The 20,645-nt window shown below is 36.3% G+C and carries 21 protein-coding genes and 1 pseudogene; 17 read left to right on the top strand and 5 right to left on the bottom strand.

Annotated elements, in window-relative coordinates:
* Positions 1–224: 224 nt before the first annotated feature.
* On the top strand, positions 225–1,724 hold the full coding sequence (zwf, locus tag B1R93_RS19275) for a glucose-6-phosphate dehydrogenase (RefSeq protein WP_088105565.1): 1,500 nt from the start codon (positions 225–227) through the stop codon (positions 1,722–1,724).
* 381 nt (positions 1,725–2,105) lie between these two features.
* Here the strand turns inward: zwf and B1R93_RS19270 are convergent, their stop codons facing one another.
* Positions 2,106–2,732: a 3'-5' exonuclease gene (locus B1R93_RS19270; protein ID WP_165763885.1), complete on the bottom strand. Its 627-nt coding sequence runs from the start codon at positions 2,730–2,732 to the stop codon at positions 2,106–2,108.
* A gap of 22 nt (positions 2,733–2,754) precedes the next feature.
* Positions 2,755–3,237 (bottom strand): YqeG family HAD IIIA-type phosphatase, encoded by a 483-nt coding sequence (locus B1R93_RS19265; protein WP_088105563.1) that lies wholly within the window; start codon positions 3,235–3,237, stop codon positions 2,755–2,757.
* A 189-nt stretch (positions 3,238–3,426) separates the two neighbouring features.
* Here B1R93_RS19265 and B1R93_RS19260 point away from each other — a divergent pair, with 189 nt between their 5' ends.
* The 12 genes from B1R93_RS19260 (at position 3,427) to B1R93_RS19205 (ending at position 15,475) form a co-directional block, all read left to right on the top strand.
* The gene (locus tag B1R93_RS19260) at positions 3,427–4,353 is read left to right on the top strand and encodes a manganese-dependent inorganic pyrophosphatase (protein ID WP_088105562.1); all 927 of its coding nucleotides are present in this window, start codon (positions 3,427–3,429) and stop codon (positions 4,351–4,353) included.
* A 199-nt stretch (positions 4,354–4,552) separates the two neighbouring features.
* A complete protein-coding gene (locus B1R93_RS19255) occupies positions 4,553–5,527 on the top strand; it encodes an AAA family ATPase (protein WP_088105561.1) in 975 nt (324 codons plus the stop codon).
* Complete coding sequence (locus B1R93_RS19250; RefSeq protein ID WP_088105560.1) at positions 5,524–6,621, top strand: DUF58 domain-containing protein; 1,098 nt, start codon at positions 5,524–5,526, stop codon at positions 6,619–6,621. The genes B1R93_RS19255 and B1R93_RS19250 overlap by 4 nt, the downstream gene beginning before the upstream one ends.
* Before the next feature lie 13 nt (positions 6,622–6,634).
* Entirely contained in the window at positions 6,635–7,963 is a 1,329-nt protein-coding gene (locus tag B1R93_RS19245; RefSeq protein WP_088105559.1) for a hypothetical protein, read from the top strand.
* A 133-nt stretch (positions 7,964–8,096) separates the two neighbouring features.
* Complete coding sequence (locus B1R93_RS19240; RefSeq protein WP_088105558.1) at positions 8,097–8,666, top strand: TetR/AcrR family transcriptional regulator; 570 nt, start codon at positions 8,097–8,099, stop codon at positions 8,664–8,666.
* Positions 8,667–8,685: 19 nt separating this feature from the next.
* On the top strand, positions 8,686–10,062 hold the full coding sequence (locus tag B1R93_RS19235) for an MATE family efflux transporter (protein ID WP_088105557.1): 1,377 nt from the start codon (positions 8,686–8,688) through the stop codon (positions 10,060–10,062).
* Positions 10,063–10,148: 86 nt separating this feature from the next.
* Positions 10,149–11,087, top strand: a complete 939-nt coding sequence (gene rarD, locus B1R93_RS19230; protein ID WP_088105556.1) for an EamA family transporter RarD — start codon at positions 10,149–10,151, stop codon at positions 11,085–11,087.
* Between the two features lie 345 nt (positions 11,088–11,432).
* Entirely contained in the window at positions 11,433–12,086 is a 654-nt protein-coding gene (locus B1R93_RS19225; protein ID WP_088105555.1) for a hypothetical protein, read from the top strand.
* 129 nt (positions 12,087–12,215) lie between these two features.
* A complete protein-coding gene (gene dacB / locus B1R93_RS19220; RefSeq protein WP_425348988.1) occupies positions 12,216–13,649 on the top strand; it encodes a D-alanyl-D-alanine carboxypeptidase/D-alanyl-D-alanine endopeptidase in 1,434 nt (477 codons plus the stop codon).
* Positions 13,650–13,668: 19 nt separating this feature from the next.
* Positions 13,669–14,034 (top strand): hypothetical protein, encoded by a 366-nt coding sequence (locus tag B1R93_RS19215; protein ID WP_088105694.1) that lies wholly within the window; start codon positions 13,669–13,671, stop codon positions 14,032–14,034.
* Between the two features lie 35 nt (positions 14,035–14,069).
* A complete protein-coding gene (locus B1R93_RS19210) occupies positions 14,070–14,303 on the top strand; it encodes a hypothetical protein (protein ID WP_088105553.1) in 234 nt (77 codons plus the stop codon).
* A gap of 92 nt (positions 14,304–14,395) precedes the next feature.
* A complete protein-coding gene (locus B1R93_RS19205) occupies positions 14,396–15,475 on the top strand; it encodes a hypothetical protein (protein WP_088105552.1) in 1,080 nt (359 codons plus the stop codon).
* 50 nt (positions 15,476–15,525) lie between these two features.
* Here B1R93_RS19205 and B1R93_RS19200 read toward each other — a convergent pair whose 3' ends face one another.
* On the bottom strand, positions 15,526–16,431 hold the full coding sequence (locus tag B1R93_RS19200; protein ID WP_088105551.1) for a VanW family protein: 906 nt from the start codon (positions 16,429–16,431) through the stop codon (positions 15,526–15,528).
* A 249-nt stretch (positions 16,432–16,680) separates the two neighbouring features.
* Here B1R93_RS19200 and B1R93_RS23855 point away from each other — a divergent pair.
* From B1R93_RS23855 to B1R93_RS19190, 3 genes and pseudogenes are all read left to right on the top strand, one after another.
* Positions 16,681–17,043 (top strand): annotated as a pseudogene (locus tag B1R93_RS23855) (peptide-methionine (S)-S-oxide reductase); the annotation flags it as partial.
* 18 nt (positions 17,044–17,061) lie between these two features.
* On the top strand, positions 17,062–17,256 hold the full coding sequence (locus B1R93_RS23850; protein ID WP_342587540.1) for a hypothetical protein: 195 nt from the start codon (positions 17,062–17,064) through the stop codon (positions 17,254–17,256).
* Between the two features lie 144 nt (positions 17,257–17,400).
* A complete protein-coding gene (locus B1R93_RS19190) occupies positions 17,401–17,646 on the top strand; it encodes a hypothetical protein (RefSeq protein ID WP_133058680.1) in 246 nt (81 codons plus the stop codon).
* A 222-nt stretch (positions 17,647–17,868) separates the two neighbouring features.
* Here the strand turns inward: B1R93_RS19190 and B1R93_RS23985 are convergent, their stop codons facing one another.
* A complete protein-coding gene (locus tag B1R93_RS23985) occupies positions 17,869–18,300 on the bottom strand; it encodes a M50 family metallopeptidase (RefSeq protein WP_425348987.1) in 432 nt (143 codons plus the stop codon).
* A gap of 349 nt (positions 18,301–18,649) precedes the next feature.
* Between B1R93_RS23985 and B1R93_RS19180 the strand changes: the two genes are divergently transcribed.
* Entirely contained in the window at positions 18,650–19,078 is a 429-nt protein-coding gene (locus tag B1R93_RS19180; RefSeq protein WP_088105547.1) for a hypothetical protein, read from the top strand.
* A gap of 70 nt (positions 19,079–19,148) precedes the next feature.
* Here the strand turns inward: B1R93_RS19180 and B1R93_RS19175 are convergent, their stop codons facing one another.
* Positions 19,149–20,417, bottom strand: coding sequence for an MFS transporter (locus B1R93_RS19175; RefSeq protein ID WP_088105546.1), 1,269 nt, complete (start codon positions 20,415–20,417; stop codon positions 19,149–19,151).
* Positions 20,418–20,645: the final 228 nt, after the last annotated feature.

Below are 20,645 nucleotides of genomic sequence, written 5' to 3'. Positions count from 1 at the left end.
CTTCGTTTGTAAGGCTCTCTTTTTTTTGTTAGTATATATTCATAGTTTTCTTTTTTTATACATTTTCAATGAGTTTTTTATTGTCTTTTGTAAATAATCAATAATTATTTATAAATTTTTACGGATGCGTTCTTTACAGGTAGGCAAACTACTCTTAAATGTATATAATATTGTATTAATTAAAATAATATTAAGTCTTTTATAAAGAAAGAGGTTTTTCCTTCATGAATGAATCAAGTAAACCTAGTACAACCTTAGTTATTTTTGGTGCAACAGGTGATTTAGCTAAACGAAAGCTGTATCCATCTATCTTTAATCTTTTTAAAGCTGGTCACTTGTCAAAATCTTTTGCTGTTGTTGGTGTGGCAAGAAGACCTTGGTCAAATGAGGAACTTCGTGCGACAGTAAAAGAATCAATAAAAGGGGAAGATGAATCGTTACTCAACGAGTTTTGTCAACATTTCTATTACATATCTGTTGATGTTACGAATAAAGAGTCCTTTATGGAGCTAAAAGGCCTGATTGAAAAGATAGAAAACGATCATCAAATTCCACAAAACCGCATGTTCTACATGGCAATGGCTCCGCAACATTTTGGGACAATTGCAACAAATCTTGATGTGACTGGTATTACAAAGACAACAGGCTGGAAACGTCTAATTATTGAGAAACCATTTGGCCATGATTTAGAATCTGCTCAACAATTAAACACAGAATTACGCTCAGCTTTCTCTGAAGATGAAATCTATCGTATAGACCACTATCTAGGGAAAGAAATGGTTCAAAACATTGAGATTATTCGTTTTGGAAATGCAATTTTTGAACCACTCTGGAATAATCGTTACATATCGAATGTCCAAATTACTTCAAGTGAAACGTTGGGAGTAGAGGACCGCGGTGGTTATTATGATACATCGGGAGCTCTTCGTGACATGGTACAAAATCATATGCTTCAAATGGTTGCTTTACTTGCAATGGAGCCACCTAATCGCCTGACTCCTGAAGATATCAGAAATGAAAAAATTAAAGTACTACGTGCATTAAGACCGATTTCAACAGAGGAAGTAGCAGAACACTTTGTTAGAGGTCAATACGGTCCAGGTGAAATTAATAATAAAGAGGTTACCGGATACCGTAGTGAAAAGAATGTTGATCCGAATTCTATAACGGAAACGTTTGTTGCTGGAAAGCTACACATTGATAGCCATCGTTGGGCAGGCGTACCTTTCTATATACGTACTGGAAAACGTATGAGTTTAAAAGTAACGGAAATTGTTATTGAATTTAAGGATCTACCAATGAATTTATACTATAAGGATAAAGATAAGATGCAACCGAACTTATTAATTATCCACGTACAGCCAGATGAAGGAATAACGTTATTCCTTAACGGTAAGAAAATTGGTATTTCCGATTTAACCGTTCCTGTTTACTTAAATTATTGCAATAATTGCATTGATACACAAAATACACCTGAAGCTTATGAACGTTTAATCCATGATTGCTTATTAGGTGACATGACAAACTTTACTCACTGGGATGAAGTTGAAACATCGTGGAGCTTTGTTGATCCAATTTCAAAAGCGTGGGAAAGTAACAAAACAGATCTTGCTTTTTATGACGCTGGTAAGATGGGTCCAAAAGAAGCATTTGAATTGCTTGAGAAAGACGGAAATCATTGGTGGAAAATTGCCAATAAGGTGAACTTTAACACAAGTTGTTAAATTAAACATAAACAAAGGAGCTATCTCATAAAGGCTTCCGATAAAAAAGGCTTATAAACTCCGAACATTGCTACGGGGATGTCCTTAAAGGTTAAGACTGAACCTTTTTGGGCATCCCTTTTGTCGTGGAACCGACCTCAGAAGTTTATATAGTTGTGGAGGATCCTTTAATATAAATACTGGAAATATTTTGAAGTCGGGCAGATGCTTTAATATCTTGTTAGAACATTCTCTACAAGCGGCAGGGGATGCACGTTATTGGAGAAGTAGAATATGCGAGTGAAAGGTTGTTGTTAAAAAGTCGCATTCAACAAATCAAATGTCTTCCAAATGAACAGGTCGAAGCTCAGCAAAAATGAGCCTTTCGACCTTTACTTTGTTCTACTTTGTTTTTTCTTGTGATAAAGGTCTTTGTTTTCGGTTCTTTTTTTTGAATTTTGGTTTATGTTTCTTTCTTTCCTCTGCACTGATCGTATTTGTTACGAGTGTAATGTCTTGTTGAAAATGAAGAAAAAGCTTTGCAGTATTAATGGCATCATCAATCCCACGGTGAGCTTTACCAGTCGCCTCAATTCCGACAGTCTGTAATGCATTTTTTAAACCTAGTTGATGTTCTGCTTTGAGAAGGTTACTTATCGGTTTTTGAATATCATTGTAATTTCTAAGCCAATCAACATTCATTCGGTTTCGCAAGCACTGATTTAACAAGTGAAACTTATCGTCCTTTCCCCAGGCGCATAGATAATAATCATCGTTTAGCCACTGTACGAATCTTTCAATCCCCGTATGAAACGTTAAAGCATTTTTTACGTCATCATCGTTCATTTTAATAAATTTGCGTGTACTTTTAGATATTCCACGTTTCGGTGATATGTAGATTTGAATTTGATCAATGATCTGTTTCGTTTCGAGGTCAATTTTACAAGCTCCAATTTCAACGATTTCACTTAATTGACCTTTTTTAAATCGTTTCATGAGTTCTAAATCAAATACTACGGCAATCATCATTATCATTCCTCGTTTAAATGGTTCACCATCTTTTTTTAATCCAAGCTTCGATTTTTCGTTTTAACACGATTTGAATTGGTTCATGCTCTTGACCAATAGGGTGGACTAATGCCGTACGAATGGAAAGTCGTTTACCACACCAAATATCTGTTAATAGTTGATCGCCTAAAAATAAGCTCGTTTCCGGTTGAGCTTGCAAGTCCTTCATATGCTGATTTACGCGATGAGGGGAAGGCTTATTGCATTTTCCAAAACCAATTATTCCGAAAGGCTTACAAAAGCGATCTACACGCTCTTGACTGTTATTTGATGCAATCACTAATTGAACATTTTCTTTTTTCAATATTTCGACCCATTTCTCTACATCTTCATCACCATGTTGATCATGAACGGCAAGTGTACTATCTAAGTCTGAGAAAATTGTCCGAATATTGTTTTGCTGTAACCATGTAGCTGTGATTTCTGAAAAATGCTGAAGTTCAAAATCAGGTTTAAAATATTTCACATTATAACACCTTTACTCTTAGATTTATCCAATTAAGCTGGATATCAACAACGTTTTCGAGAAAAAATAATAGCTTTCTCTTTTTTGACTAATCATAGTGTAGTACAATAAGGAACGGAACGTATTATCTATAGCATACCTTTTGGAAGCTAAAACTTACATACTAAAAATGAAAAAGGGGTAGGAAACATGAGTAAAGTCCTTGTATTTGGCCACAAAAATCCTGATACAGATACGATTTGTTCAGCGATTGCATACGCAGAGTTAAAAAAGAAAATTGGTGTTGAAGCTGAAGCAGTACGCTTAGGAGAAGTAAACGGCGAAACTCAATATGCACTAGATTATTTTAAAGCTGATGCTCCTCGTTTAGTAAGCACTGTTGCTAATGAAGTTGAAGGTGTTATTTTAGTTGATCACAATGAGCGCCAGCAAAGTGTTGACGACCTTGCTGATGTGAAGGTATTAGAGGTTATTGACCATCACCGTATTGCAAATTTTGAAACAAGTGACCCGTTATATTATCGTGCAGAACCAGTTGGATGTACAGCAACTATTTTAAATAAGCTTTATAAAGAACATGGAGTAGAAATTAGTAAAGAGACAGCGGGATTAATGCTTTCTGCTATTATTTCTGATTCTCTATTATTTAAATCACCGACTTGCACAGATCAAGATGTTGCTGCAGCAAAAGAATTAGCTGAAATTGCTGGTGTTGATGCTGATAGCTACGGGTTGGAAATGCTAAAAGCAGGTGCTGATTTAAGCGATAAGTCAGTTAGCCAATTAATCTCCCTTGATGCGAAAGAATTTACGATGGGGAACTTTAAGGTAGAAGTTGCACAAGTAAATACAGTTGATACAAACGATGTATTTGCTCGTCAAGCTGAATTAGAAAAAACGATTTCAAGTGTTATTGATGAAAAAGGCTTAGATATGTTCCTATTTGTTGTAACTGATATTTTAGCAAATGACTCAACTGTATTATCACTTGGAAAAGAAGCACAATCAGTTGAAAAGGCATATGGCGTTACATTAGAAAACAACACAGCCGTTCTAACAGGTGTTGTTTCTCGTAAGAAGCAAATTGTACCAGTATTAACTGAAGCATTAAGCTAATATAGGGAAGAGATAGACCTGTTGGGTCTATCTCTTTTTTTCTATATAAAACCACCGGTCACTTTTAAACTAAACGTTATATGACCAAATTATTAAAAAGATTACAAATCGATGACTTATTAAACAATAAAAGGGATTTACTGGGTCGATATCTAAGTAGTAGTATAAGATAATTTTATCGTAAAAGGGTGATGAAGGGATGGACTTAGCTACAATAAAAGATTTAGCAAATGAGGTTAAACAAAATATTCACAATGTTATTATCGGAAAAGACGATACAATTGATCTACTACTAGTTGCACTTATCTCTTCCGGACATGTCTTGTTGGAGGATGTTCCTGGGACAGGAAAAACCCTTCTAGCAAAAACCTTAGCTCAATCATTATCCTGCACTTGTAAGCGCATCCAGTTTACGCCGGATTTATTACCATCCGATGTGACTGGTATTAATTTTTATAGTCAAAAAGCAGGGGAGTTTGAATTTAGAGCTGGGCCAATCTTTTCGAATATCGTACTTGCAGACGAAATAAATCGTGCAACACCTAGGACTCAATCAAGTCTTCTTGAATGTATGGAAGAACGTCAAGCGACAATTGACGGAGAAACTCATCAGTTAGAACGTCCCTTTATGGTTATTGCTACACAGAATCCGTTAGAGAGTCAAGGAACGTTTCCATTACCAGAGGCTCAGCTTGATCGCTTTCTTTTAAAAGTTCAATTAGGATATCCTTCAAAAAAAGAAGGAATTGAAATTTTGAAGAGGTTTAAGGAAAAAAATCCGATTGAAGATTTGCAGCCCGCTGCAAGCAGAGATGATATTTTAGAAGCGCAACAATTGTATTCACAAGTATACATAAGCGACGAATTATTGGAATATATCTTGACAATAATTGAAGAAACAAGAAATCATGACCAAATCCAATTAGGTGTTAGTCCAAGGGGAAGTCAAGCATTACTTAAAGCAGTACAAGTTTATGCTGTTCTAAAAGGAAGAGACTATGTTGTTCCAGATGACATTAAATTTATGGTAAACCCAGTACTTGGACATAGGCTCGTGTTATCACACACAATCAGAGTAAAAGAGAATCAAGCTGAGACAATCCTAAATGAAATTCTAGAAAAGGTCCCGGTTCCTTCAGAGGAGCTAATTGCGAAAGGAACAAACGGATTATGAATATCGCCTGGGTCATATTTGTTACATTTTTAATTGTCGGAATTCAAGGCTATATTTATAATAAGTGGGGGCTTACACGCATCTTCTATACTCGGTCCTTTAATGAAAAGGCAGTTCATGAAGGGGAGCAAGTTGAGATGATTGACGAAATCGTGAATAAAAAGCTACTGCCAGTCCCATGGTTACGACTTGAATCGAAAATTCATACCCATTTAAAATTCCGCAAAGAGGCTGTAACTGATAACGAAATAGATGGAGATGATTTTCATCGTACACTCTTTAGTTTAATGCCGTATCAAAAGATAAAGAGGCGGCAAAAGTTGACCTGTATGAAAAGAGGTTATTATCGATATGAGGAGGTCTCTCTATCAACAGGGGACATTTTCGGCTTTGGTTCAACGTTCCGTAGTGTACCTTCCTCAGCAGAAATCACAGTGTACCCGAAAATCACTTCTTTGAATGAAATTCCTTTACCAGCTCATAGCTGGTTAGGGGATATTGTTGTAAGACGGTGGATTATCGATGATCCCTTCTTAATTTCTGGGGTTCGTGATTATTCTTACGGCGACCCACTCAATGCCGTAAACTGGAAGGCAACAGCGCGAACAAATCGTCTGCAAGTAAGCCAAAAGGACTTTACGGCCGATCATCATTTGATGCTCTATGTTAATTTTAATCAAACAGAAGATATTTGGCTTCCAATCGTTAATAAAGAACAAGTAGAGTTAGCAATTTCCTATGCAGCTTCGATTGCACAATATGCAATTAATAAAGGTGTTCCAACAGGTTTTGGCTGCAATTCCTATCTTAATGAAATGAAGAAGGAATCGATTAGAATACCTCCAGAGAATAGCAGACAGCAGCTTATGTACGTATTGGAGACAATGGCTAAGTTGAAAATGGGAACAAGCATGAGTTTTCCTTTCTTTTTACAGGAGGATATCGATCGGGGCTTGGTGGGTGCTGATATATTAATTATTACCTCAATTGTGACTGAGAAAATGAACGACCATATTCGGTCATTAGAGGCCCAAGGAAATGCAATTGAGATCTTAAATCTTGAAGAATTAACGTCACATGCAAAGGCAAACTAGGGGGAGGTTACGTATGATAAAGGGTAATGTTTTTCGGTCTTTTCTATCAGGATTGGTCGAGTACCTTCTTCACCTTCCTATTATTCTCTTATTTGGAATTGGGTTAGTTGATCCATCGCTTCTGGCTATTTGGCTTCTATTTATTCCAATATTATTTTTAATAGGGCTACTTCTAAAAGAATTCTCGTCGTTTAAGAGCTATTATTTTTATTCAGGTCTGGCGATGTTAATCGGCTTTACTTCTAGCTTTTTCTTTTATCATTTATTTTGGTTAGGTCTACTATTAGGTGTCGTGCATTCCATCGTCGTATATAGAGGGATGATGTATGCGGGTAAAATGTGGCATCAATTATTTTCAGTGGCTTATTTATGGACAGGTGGGTTGGGAATCTATTTTGTTGCATATATGATATACCGATATTATGAACGTTTAAGTCCATATCTTACTCTCGTCACGATATTGGGGATTACTGTCATCATCATTACATTGTTTTTATCGAACAGTAAACATTTACAAGCAGCCACTTTATCCAAAGAGAGTCACCCTTATGTAAGCCCGACAATTAAAAAACAAAATCAACTGTTTTTAATCATAACTTTCATATGCATATTGTTAATAACGAATGCGGGCATTATTAAGACTACACTTTGGAATGGATTTGTCGGATTGGTAAGTGGGTTTATTAATTTAGTGTCTGGTAACGAGAGTCCACCAGCGTCAGATGAACGCCCACCAGCGCTAGATATGGATATAGGTCTTCCAAATGATGAAGCAGTGGAGCCTTCAGTATTTGCTAAAATTATGGATACTCTAATGACGTACGTAATGTACGTTGTTATTGTAATTGCTGTCATTACGTTTGCTTTGTTTTTCATTAAAAAAGCGAGAGCGTGGATAAAGCTTGCCCTATCAAAACTTCTTCATTTTCTTAAACAAATTTTGGTGCGTACTGACAAGAGTGAAGAGACAATGGAATATATTGATGAAAAAGAAAGCATTTTTGATTGGAAGGAATGGAGACACGAGCAACAAAAACGTGCAAAACATCTCGTAACCTCAATGATGAAAATAGCTCCTCGATTTGAAGCATTATCTAATCAACAAAAGGTACGGTATATTTACCGTCAGCTTATTCAAAGGCAAATGAAGCTTCATCATTTTCAATTTAAACAGGCTCATACACCTAGACAAACGATTGAACATCTAAAAACATTAAAAGAATTTGATGAACGAAAATTAGACAAATTAGCAAAAGGATATGAACGCATTCGGTATGGAAACCAAGAGTTAAATAATAAACAAATCAATGAGTTCGCAACATTACTTAAAGAGAAGCGTTAATTATATGTTCGTGTGGGAGAAGCAATGAGCTTTTTTCCACACATTTTTTTGTTGTTAAAATATAACTGAAACTTGCATGTGATATAGGTCATCGAATATAATGAACTGACGAACGTTCGTAAAGGGGATTGCTATGTCATTTAATGAAATAAAACTAGCGGCATTAACATGTTTTGCAGAGCACGGATATGAAGGGGCATCACTGGCACAAATCGGTGAGGAAGTAGGAATCAAGAAACAGTCGATTTATTCGCATTTTAAAGGAAAGGATGACTTATTTCTTCAATTACTATCAGAGACCTCTCATGAAGAACTACGTCTATTTTCACAATTTATAGCAGCGCATTCTTCAACTTCTTTCAAAGATTGCTTGTTTAACAATTTATGTAACCTTTTTACACGTTTTGAAAAGGACGCCAGATTAAAGTTTTGGTTAAGAGTCTCGTTTTTTCCACCTGCTCATCTACATCATGAAGTTATGAAGGTAGTATATGACCATATTGAAAGGGCAGAATCGTTATTATTCCCACAATTTCAAAAAGCCTTTGAACAGAAAGAGATTTCTCGAAATCCAGAGATAGCAAATATCGCATATTCAGCTGTTATTGATGCTATTTGTGTAGAGTTGGTTTATGGTGGAGCGGAACGAACAAAAAGGAAGTTGGAAGCGACGTGGAATGTATATTGGGCAGGTGTATCATAGGAAATAGGAGAAGTGAGATATGGAAGCAAAATCAAATGTACATCCTTTAGAGCAACAGTCTGTTAGTAGAGTCTTTTTTTCCTATTTAATACCATCGCTAATAGGTATGGTCATTATGGCTGTAAATTATGTTGTAGATGGAATCATGGTCGGAAATCGCCTTGGTCCTGTCGCACTTGCGGGAGTTGGTCTTGCAGCACCAGTTTATACGATATTTTTAGGCATGTCATTGTGGATTGGAATCGGTGGAGCAACCTTATATTCGCAAGCAATGGGTGCAAAGCAGGAAGAGCGAGCTCGTTTTATTTTTACGCATTCTACGTTATTAATCTTTGGCTTCACACTATTAATTGGTATAACTGCGTTCGTATTTCGTGAGCCATTAACGTATGCTTTAGGTGCTAATCAAGACACATATCCCTATGCCTACGATTATTTATTTATTATGCTTTTGTTCGGCTTTGTTTTTACAATCGAAAATGCAACAAGCTCATTTGTTCGTAATGATGGTGGCCCAACAATTGCAATGGCTGCACTTGTAGTAACTGCGGTATCCAATGTTGGTTTAAATTATGTCATTTTATATATTCTTGATCTTGGAGTAAAAGGAGCAGCAATTGGTACAATCATTGCGGCGTTTTTAGGGGTGACAGTACTAACTCTACATTTTATCAAAAAGGATAATAACCTCCGTTTTGTTCGTTTTTGTTTTCAACGACAACTGTTTCAAAAAACGATGTCGTTAGGTTTTCCTAGCTTTTTAACGGAAACTGGAATTGCATTGTTTACAGTCTCTCATAATGTTGTTTTAGCAAGGTTAGCTGGTACAGAAGGTGTTGCTGCTTTTACAGTCTTAAATTATATAAATGCCGTCATGTTAATGTTGTTTTTAGGCTTAGGTAGTGCGATTCAGCCATTAATTAGTTTTTATCACGGGGCTCTTTCAATTGAAAGAAAGAAGCAAACTGTGAAGCTAGCCCTATGGGTTGCTGGAACTTCAGGAATACTCTGTTTTATCATCGGTCAGTTGTTTGCAGGTAGTATTGTTGCTATTTTTGGGGATTTCCCGGAAAGCATTAGAGAAACTGCAATTTCTGCAATAAAACTATTTTTTATTGCCTATCTTTTTATGGGAGCAAACCTTGTGATGATGACATACTATCAATCAATTGCTCAAGTGCGCTTAGCAGTAATCATTACAGTAGGTCGAGAATTCATTTTAATGCTGCTCTTTTTACTTATACTTCCATTACTAATAGGTGTAAACGGTGTATGGCTTGCGATTCCATTAGCAGAATTGCTAATGCTTATTATAATTCTCGTTTATATGAAAAGGCATCCTTTAGATTCTCCTGATCCGAGACTTTTACAAACGATTTCGACTGATGAAAGATAAGCATTGCTAAATAGATTAAAGGAGACTATAATGTTACTCTATGACCGTTTAAGCCAAATTTAGCTATTTCATAGGAGCGAAAATATATGAATGAACAACTAAAAGAACAGCAGCTTGGTGTCATCGCTGCGATAGCCGCTTATCTCATATGGGGAGTTCTCCCGTTGTTTTGGAAGCTATTGGATGGTGTCTCCTCTGGTGAGGTATTAGCACATCGGATGATTTGGTCTCTGGTTTTTATGCTTATCGTTCTTTACTTAATGGGGCGACTCAAACAGGTTTTAGAAGATATTCGGGTCACATTTTCTAATCTAAAATCAGCTATTGCGATTACATTAGCGTCTGTTTTCATAAGTGTAAATTGGTTTGTTTTTATTTATGCCGTTAATCATGATAAAGTAGTCGAGGCGAGCTTAGGATACTATATTAATCCATTAGTGAATGTATTACTAGCGACAATCTTTTTAAAGGAACGTTTATCACGTTGGGAAGTCGTTTCCTTTTTCTTTGCTTTAATTGGTGTGTTGTATATGACTATTCATTATGGGAGTATACCTTGGGCTGCCTTCTTCCTAGCTGGAAGCTTTGGTGTTTATGGGTTAATCAAAAAAATGACAAAGCTCGGTGCTTGGTCTGGACTAACCATTGAAACGTTAATTATGACACCATGCGCTTTTGTTTATCTATTCTTTATTCATGGAAGTGGGAATGGCGCATTTGTTGCAGGTGGACTTAATCCGACCTTATTGTTAATAGGAGCAGGAGCTGCAACAGCAATTCCTCTTTTACTATTTGCCACAGGAGCTAAACGTATATCCTTTTCGCTAATTGGATTTTTACAATATATTGGTCCCACGATTATGCTTTTCTTAGGGATCTTTTTATTCAATGAACCATTTAGTCAAGTTCAATTTATTTCGTTTACTCTTATTTGGATTGCGTTAATTATTTTTTCAACTTCACGATCACTCCATAATGTAAAAAAAAATCGCAACAATCATCAATTGCAGAAGGACGCTAGTTAATAAAAACCTAGATCATTTACAATAAATGGTCTGGTTTTTTTTGTAATTAAAGGTACGTTGACTCTATTGATGTAAAGATTTCGATATCGGGTGCATTGCGTTCCCTCAAACAATTGAAGAAATTATTAGACGCAGCAGATGAAGCCTTTATACTTAGTAAGAACAAAAGGGCTCAATAAATGTATTATGTTTGAACGGTAATGTACCGTTTTTTTTCAAAAACACATTTTACACTGAATTTCTAAGATCTACTAACAAATTTAAAACATAAACCACTGATTTAAGTTCATAATACGTTATGTTCCGTCATTTAAGGAACACGGTTGTACTAGAGGAGGGCTTGCCATGAACGGTGGAATGTTGATCTTCCTCGTCATACTTGTAGGTGCTGCAATCGGTTTAATTGCTTGGTCTCGAAATCAAGCTAGACCGGAACCAGCCTATGTTTCCCAACCAGAACAAATCTCACGTGTGAATCGTGAAAATTATGAGGAGGAATTTGGAATGGAACGTGAAGAATTTTTAGAAAATGAATTAGAAGAAGAAGTAAGTGAGGAGATTAGTGAGGAAATTGGTGAAGAGCTTAGTCCATTGAAGGGTCATTTAGATACGATGCAGCAAACGTTAAACCAACTACAATCGACTCAACAACAAGCTAACTCACTAATGAATGGAACACAAAACAGTCAGCAATCTTCTCAACTAATTAATCAAATGCAACAGTTGAGCCAACAAGCTCAACAGCAACAACAGAGAACATTCCAAAACCTTCAACAATCGATTCAACAGGCTACACAAATGTTGGGTAATGTTGGACAATCACTTCAGTCATTTAATGTCTTAAACCAAATGACTCACCAAATCAATCAATCGCAACAACAGTTACAGCAGCAGCAACAGCAACAGCAACAGCAGCAGCAACAAATGCAGCAATTACAACAAATGCAAAGTCCTTCTCAACAACAGGGACAAGGCACTTCTCAGTACAACTACCAATAAATTAATGTTCATACCTTAATTTTTGGGCAGCTGTGACCATTTCGGTTTCAGCTGCTTTTTTTGTTATTACTTGTAAAAGCTCTGTTTTTGGTAAAAATAAAAAATGAAATATGGAAAGAAGGGATGGCTATCAAAAAAACATTATTTATGTGCATTTTGTTCATTTTTATTACAAACGTTAAGGTCTATGCTGTAGATACAAATTGGAAACAAGAATTAACCCATTTCCTTATGAACGAAGCTTTAAAAGGAAGCACGGTTGGTATTAGTGTTCGTTCAGCTAATACAGGGGAAATATTATTTCAATACAACGGGGATAAAAGATTACGCCCAGCATCTAATATGAAATTGATTACAGGTGCAGTTGCTATGGCGCGGTTAGGTGAAAACTATACGTTCCACACCGAATTATTAAACGACGGCAAGATACGTTGGAATGTTCTTAATGGAAATTTATATGTAAGAGGGAAAGGAGATCCGACTCTTCTTCCCTCAGATATAAGAGCGATGGCAAAGGAACTTAAAAATCAAGGAGTCCGTTTCATTACAGGTGATTTAATCGGTGATGATACTTGGTACGATAATCAACGATACCCCATTGATTTAGTCTGGAGTGATGAAACTAAGGGGTATGGTGCTCAAACTTCTGCCTTAACGGTTTCATCAAGTAAAAATTATGATGCAGGGACTGTCAAGATTAATATAATGCCACAAAATCGACTAGGGAACCCTGCCATCATCACTGTTTCTCCTAATACAGAATATGTACACATTGAAAATTATACGAAGGTAGTCCCAGAATCTGAATTAAATAAACTAATAATTGAAAGAATTCATGGTACAAACACAATTACGATAAAAGGGGCTGTCCCGCTTCATACAAATGGGTTCAAGAAAACAATCGCCGTTTGGGAACCAACTGAAATGGTTTTAGAGCTTTTTAAAAAAGCGTTAAAAGCCGAAGGAATTCATTTAATTGGAGACGTAAAAATAGGGAAAACTCCACAAGAGGTAACGATAATTTCAGTTCATAAATCAATACCATTGTCTGAGCTTTTTGTACCCTTTATGAAACTAAGCAACAATGGACACGCGGAAACATTAGTAAAAGAACTAGGGAAAACCGAAAAAAACGATGGCAGTTGGGAAGCAGGACTTGAAGTTATTCTTGAACAGCTAGCTACATTTCAGATTGACACAGACACGTTAGTTATACGCGATGGATCTGGTATTTCCCATGTTAATTTAGTACCGGCTAATCAATTAACGAAGCTGCTTTATACAATTCAAGAAGAAAAGTGGTTCAAAAGTTATTTACATTCATTACCGGTTGCTGGTATAAACTCCGATATGATTGGAGGCACATTACAAAACCGATTAGAAGGTGTTGAAGGGAAAGTTATTGCAAAAACAGGAACAATTTCAACTGTAAGTACGTTAGCTGGATATCTTGAAACAGACAAAGACGAGAGACTGATCTTCGCTATCTTATTGAACAATCTTACTAATAACAGTGACGGTAAAGCGATCGAAGACCAAATTGTGAAGATAATCTCAGAGTAAGGGGAATGAAGTGAAGAAAATTGTTGATTTAAAAAATAGTGAATTGGAAAAAATCGTTAAGGAAGAAATTAAACATTTATATTTCATAAAAAATTTCAGATCAGCAACAGCAGAAGAGTGGTACCTGTTTTTAAAATCCTATACGGAACCTAAAACGGGTGGTGCCGCAGCGAAGGTCATCGTACATTATGATTTACAAGGAAATCGTGATGTTTTTATAAATACAACACTAATTTTTGATGACCCGAAACTTTTCGATGAACGGCTTTATCCATTAGTTTATGCCATAGCGGATGAAGTCGTTAATCGAATTGTAGGTTACGCGAATACATTGTTATCGGTGCATGCTGGTGCAAATTCTTATTCTGCAGAATACACAAGGTGAACGTAATTATATTATGTAAACAAAGGGTGAAAAACATGGATCAACAACCATTATCATATGTCGAGAAACTCGAAAATCTACATGTATTGTTTGAAACACGGCAGATGTTAAAAAATCAATTAGAAAATAGAGAGCAAGCTTATTCAGAAATTGAGGAGGATTTAATAAAAATAGAGGAGGAAATTAAACAGTATACAGACGTTACAGACCAACATTTTCCTGATACACTTTTTAATCCTGCTTTTTTAAGTTTTCCAAACGATGATTAATGTACAACCTCCTAAAAAAAGGGTGTTTATCGCAAGGCAAACCTGCAAATATCTAATATAGCTAGACAAATTATTCGCAAGGCGGTAAACACATGCTAAAAAAACAACTTTTATACATGATTATTTTCCTGATCATCTGTCCTTCACTCGTTTTTGGAAAAGAAGTTGATAAACAAGTAACTCTCATTGTAAAAGCTTCAGGGGAGGCATTCTTTCAAAGTGAATTATTAATTTCTTCTGAACCAATGGTCGAAGCAATACTTAAAGCAAATTCAATCGATAAAATTGATGTATTACCTGTATCAAACAATTATTTATTACTGGAAGACGGAAGTCAGTTCCGAATTTATATGATGGACGACGATGGCTACTTTTATAACATCCATACAAAAGAGAAAATAAAAATAGCATCTGCAACAGCTAAAAAACTAAAATTATATTTCTCACAGTTGCATGAAAGGCATTATGGAGCTTTGTTGCCTTGGGAAAAGGTTGATAAAATACTTCCTCGTTATTCAACGTTTGAAGTAACGGACATAGAAACTGGTTATCGGTTTAACGTTCAAAGAAGAGCAGGAAAAAACCATGCAGATGTCCAGCCACTTACTAGAAAAGACACTAAAATAATGAAAGCAATATATGGTGGGAAATGGAGCTGGAATCGAAAAGCAATTCTCGTCCATATTAATGATCAAACAATTGCTGCTTCTATGCATGGTATGCCTCATGGTGGAGGCGCAATCGTTAACGGATTTCCTGGTCATTTTTGTATTCATTTTAAAGATTGTGTAACACATCGAACAAAAAGTTTAGACCTATCACATCAAGTAATGATTTATAAAGCCGCAGGAGAGTTATCCTCTTTTATTAAGGCCCTTAATCCCTTTGATGTTATTCAATTATTTTTCATCGCATTAAATCACAATGACCTTGAACTACTACAATATGTTAGCGATGAAGATTTAGACCGCTCCTTTCTCGAAGAAGTTGAATTTATTAGAGCCACGACAACAAATCCAACACCAACCATCGAAGGAAGTGTGCTATTCGAATTACCATTAACATATGTGATCAAAGAAAAAGGAAAACGCGAAACAGAGAAAACTTTTACTTTTAAAGTTAAGCGTAATACTCCAACTGAAGGTTGGCAATTAGAGACGATTCCAAAATAATGTAAAAGGGTTGCCGAAAAGGTTAATAAAACCTTTGAAGGGCAACCCTTTTAATATAAGTGAATTTCTTTTGGAAGTTGTTTAGGAGCTGCAGGAGTTTTGCGTGGTTCATAGTTAATGTTTTCGGATGAATGGATAGAGATAACTACTTGTCCGCCACTGGTTTTGGAACGAATTAATATAGGTTGATTATGAGGATTTTTAAAGATGAAATCCGGTCCGTACCAGCTGACTGTTGCATCTCTTCCTGGCGGAACGTAAGGAACTCTACGACTATGCGTGTATCGTTCAATAATTTTAAGTCCAGCTCGATCAACAGCATTATATAAGGTTGAGGAGATTTGACAAATTCCACCCCCTATACCTTCTGTTAGCTCACCTCTTACAATAACAGGAGCTGGTAAATAGCCTCGTTCAGTTGTTCTTTTACCAACGACTCTGTTAAAAGAAAATGTTTCTCCAGGGAATACAACAAAATTGTCAATTGCCTCTGACGCTAAAGAAATATTATGTGAACGTTCCTTATTGTATGTATTAAAATACGTTATATAGGACCCGATTTGTTTTACCCGAACATTTCCTAATAATTCGGTATCAACTCGTGGATAGATTTTCTGTCTTTTGATCGCTATTGTTGCATCACCTTGACCAAAAAAATATTGATAAAAATCCGTTTGAAAAGTTTTTCGATCAAGAGCATAGCCAACTTTTTCTGCTTCTATATCGCCTTGTGAATTAATAAAAGCATTTTCGGGTTGTTTAGAAACAATCACGTTAATGTTTTCTACAAGCTGAGTATACTTTTCATGGTTGATTACAGGGCGTCCTAAGTGAGGTTCAATATAATCCTTTCGATTTACAGTTGTAATCGTTTTGTCCTCAAATGTAATTTGAGCTTGGTCATGAAGATTAAGAAATGGTATAAATGTTAAAAGAATAATTAAAATAGGCTTCATATTTATTCCCTCCTAAAGATTAGTATGAGTAAACCCGATTGTTTTCATGTGAACGTTAGACCATTTGTGAAAAAAGCTGATATTTCCAGGGTAAGCGCAGGAATAGACGTTTATCGGCACAACATGATATGTAGTCATTCAATTATAGAGAGGAGTAGAATTATGACGAGAGAATTAGATAACGATTACAGTTTCAAATCAACTCATATAGAAACAGCCACTTTTGGAATGGGGTGATTTTGGGGACCTGATGCTCGGTTCGGGCATCTTCGTGGAGTCATTCGTACTCGAGTCGGCTATGCCGGTGGAACAACGAAGCAACCAACCTATCGACAAATGGGGGATCATACAGAGTGTATCGAAGTTGATTATGACACGAGATTCCTTGCATACAAAGACCTTGTAGATTTTTTTTGGAGCAATCATAACCCGCAAAGACCAAAGTACAAAGGGCGTCAATATATGTCGTTACTCTTATTCCGCGACGAAGAACAGGAAAGGGTAGCTCACATATTAAAAGATAGGTGGAAGCAAAAACTAAATTTTGAAATCGAAACGGAAATACAGCCATTTCAACAATTTTTTCGAGCTGAAGATACCCATCAAAAATATTTATTGAAGCGATATCCGATGGCATTCGATTCAATAAGGGCCTTATTTCCCACGTTTCATCATTTTGTTGATTCTACACTCGCAGCAAGAGTGAACGGATTTGTACGTGGTTATGGCTCAATTCGTGAAATCCTATACGAATTAGAAGAATGGGAACTTGAAAAGGAACAACTCACAAGGGCAAAAGAATGTCTTAGTTCATTGAAATGGTAGGAGTTGAAAGCAATAAATCAGGCGAGGTTTGCTTAGTAATCCTGCCCTTTTCATTTATGATGGCGATAGTAATGCGTAGATGGCGAACTTTTATCATTATCGGTTGGGAAAATTGGAAATCACGTACAAACGGGATGCAGAATTTTGATGTTCTTTTTTTGGATTAGCTTTTTTTCTAGTATAAATGAAACACCGTTTTTACACGTTATTCAACAGCCTTTTTTGGCTACTAGTAACTATCCCTTACTCACATTAATTCTCATCCAACTTACATATTTGAAGATGAGTATGAGCGGTGTTCATCCAATTGCTACAATTGCAGTGCTTATAGAAGTCTTAATTCCTTTATATGATGTGATTAATCACAAAGCATCGGAATGTTCATGGTAACAGGGGCTTTAGCAACTGCAACAGTTGGGACATATGGGTAACCGTGACAATGACATCAATGAACACGAAGCAAAATCTGTACCGTATTATGCTCGGAACATGCCGCTTGCACTTTTTTCGGTGAAATTGAGACTTTAATCGGTTTTATATTACTGTAGTCTCAAGGTTCATTACCATTGAGACTTCTTAGTATTCATAATATTATTATGTAAACAATGTATTTTATTTTAAGAAAAATTGATAAATATAGTAACTACATACAAGCGATTGTGTAAAAAAAAGCAACCCCCATATCGGAGCAGGAATAAAGGTTAATTTCTGTAGACCGCTAGCGTCACCAGCTTGCTTAGAATTTCTTATACTGAGAGTCAATATCGAAAAGGAACTTAACGTTGATTCGATTAGAAGTACGCTAGATAGCAACAGGACGATGATTTCCTGTAGTATGGTTAACTGAAAATAGTGAATAATTGAAAACAATGCAAGGAAAACAACGAGCCATATCAAGCCATAACGATTTCGGACCCACAAAAGCAAGTTAAAAAAAGCGAGAAGGGCCATCATGTAAAATAACATGGATTGTTTTTCTTTATAAATGAGAAAAAAGCATAAAAAGGTACTCAAGCTCGCGAATGTATATCCAGAATAATAAATAATAATTGGCTTACCTACGAACGTGATTGGGTTAGGGCCATTCCCTCTGAGTTCGAATATAACGAGTTCGAATGAATTTTTCCACTCGTTAATAAGGCTGCTATTGCATGCCCAGATTAATGAACCATTGTATTCATTGTGTTGAAATACGTTCGAGTTAATGGAAGTTGTGTGATTAGTAATGCAAACAAAATATAGAAATACATATGTCCCACGATAATCCCTCCTTTTAATTATTTTATCCAACAATTGCCACTGTAAAAATTTAAAAGCCAATTTTCAGAACGTATAACAAATGACTAGGAAAGTGCATAGGGTAGTGTGTACTAATTTTTTAGGAGGAACTACTATGCAAAACTACAACAACCCGCTAGGCTTATATCAAAAAGGCGCTCAACAAACACCACATTCCTGCTCAAACTTCGAGGGTCCGCTTCCTGGACCGAACGGTAATCAAACGATGCCATATCCGGGCTATCCAAACTTCGAAGGTCCGCTTCCTGGACCGAATGGTAATCAAACGATGCCATATCCAGGCTATCCAAACTTCGAAGGTCCGCTTCCTGGACCGAACGGTAACCAAACGATGCCATATCCGGGCTATCCAAACTTCGAAGGTCCGCTTCCTGGACCGAACGGTAATCAAACGACACCATATCCGGGCTATCCAAACTTCGAAGGTCCGCTTCCTGGACCGAACGGTAATCAAACGACACCATATCCGGGCTATCCGAACTTCGAAGGTCCGCTTCCTGGGCCTCAGAGAGGATGGAAATAACATTTTAATAAATAAGAGGTGTCAAAGGAAACCCTCTTTGACACCTCTTTGTTAATTTTTACGCTATTTCTTAAGATGCTAATTGCTTTGTTTGTTTCTGAGGCTTTTTAGCATATAATGCACAGATAAAACCTAAAACTGGTAAGACAAGTAAAAGCAGTAACACTTGTGAGTAACTATGAAAAATATCGTAACCTATGCCAAATGGAAGAGGGCCGAAAGATGAGGCAACAACACCGACCGTTACAGCAAGGCCTTTAATACTCCCTAAATATTGGCGCCCGAAATAGTTTGGCCAAACAATGTTTAGTGTGATTCTTTCTAGTCCAGTCGCAACACCCCATAAAACACCAAAAATTATAGCAACTGGGACGGAATTAAGAACTAAAAGTAGCAGAAGTAACATGATTTCAAAAACAAAAATAAGTGCCAACAAGAGATTTGTCTGTATTTTTTCTAATATAAATCCGGATATAAAGGAAATTGGGAACCCGATAATTGCCATCAAACTTAAAACGGTTGCTGCGGTTTGGACATTTATCCCGTTCTCACCAAAGATAGATACAAGATGAAAGGTAATCCCTGTATTAACGAGAGCTGGAATCCCAACACAAATTAATAACGCCCAAAAGGTGAGTGTTTTTCTAGCTTGCTGAAGAGTCCAGCTTACTTCAACTGTTGAGCTATTTGTGGTATGTATTTGTTTTTTATCCTGCGCAACTTTTTCTCCGTCAGGTAATAAACCAATATCCTCTGGTTTGTTACGTACTCCAAAAGCAACAAGAGGAACAAAGAAAAACAGTAATAATAAGCCCCAAATTTGCCAGGAAGTTTGCCAATCCCATTTAGTAATCATCCACGCATTTGCAATCGGAAAAAAAGCTGCACTTACAAAACTTCCAATTGCCATAAAACTTAGTGCTCTCCCTCGCTTTTGGATAAACCACTGCGGTACAAGTGTATTTGGAACTAATGTCATGCTTCCTTGTCCGAATAACCGAATAAGGAAAAAACCAATCGACATCATCCAAATATTTGAGACAAAGCTATTAAACAAACAAGAAAGCCCAAGTATTGTTCCAACAATAATCATCATTTTTTTTTGCCCAAATTTATCAATAAATCTCCCAACAAAAAACATCAAAATTCCAGCACAGAAAGTAGCAATGGAATATATACTTGAGATTTCTGTACGCGACCATCCGAAATGATCGATATATTGATCAATATATACAGAATTCGAGTAAGTTTGCCCAGGTCCTGAAAAAAAGATACCAATACCAGCAATAAATACAATAACCCATCCATAATAAAAGTTTGAAAATCGTTGTTGAATCATAGTTCACACCTACATTCGGAGAATTTAGAGTAAAAAAGGCCCTTATGATCTCTCATAGGGCCTTTTCTTCTATAGAGGTTTGATACAAACACCTATAGAAAGAAAGTTGGACCTTTATAGTAGCACTTAACAGTGCTGAAATCAATTAAATTATATTACTTTATAATAAATGATAGTTAGTTATAATCGAAAATGAACAATTAGATCAAGTAACTATAAAATATGTAT

Source organism: Halalkalibacter urbisdiaboli (assembly GCF_002156385.1).
Lineage (GTDB): Bacteria > Bacillota > Bacilli > Bacillales > Bacillaceae_D > Halalkalibacter_A > Halalkalibacter_A urbisdiaboli.
The sequence above is the reverse complement of the archived record's forward strand: the minus strand, read 5'-3'. Positions and strand labels throughout refer to the sequence as shown.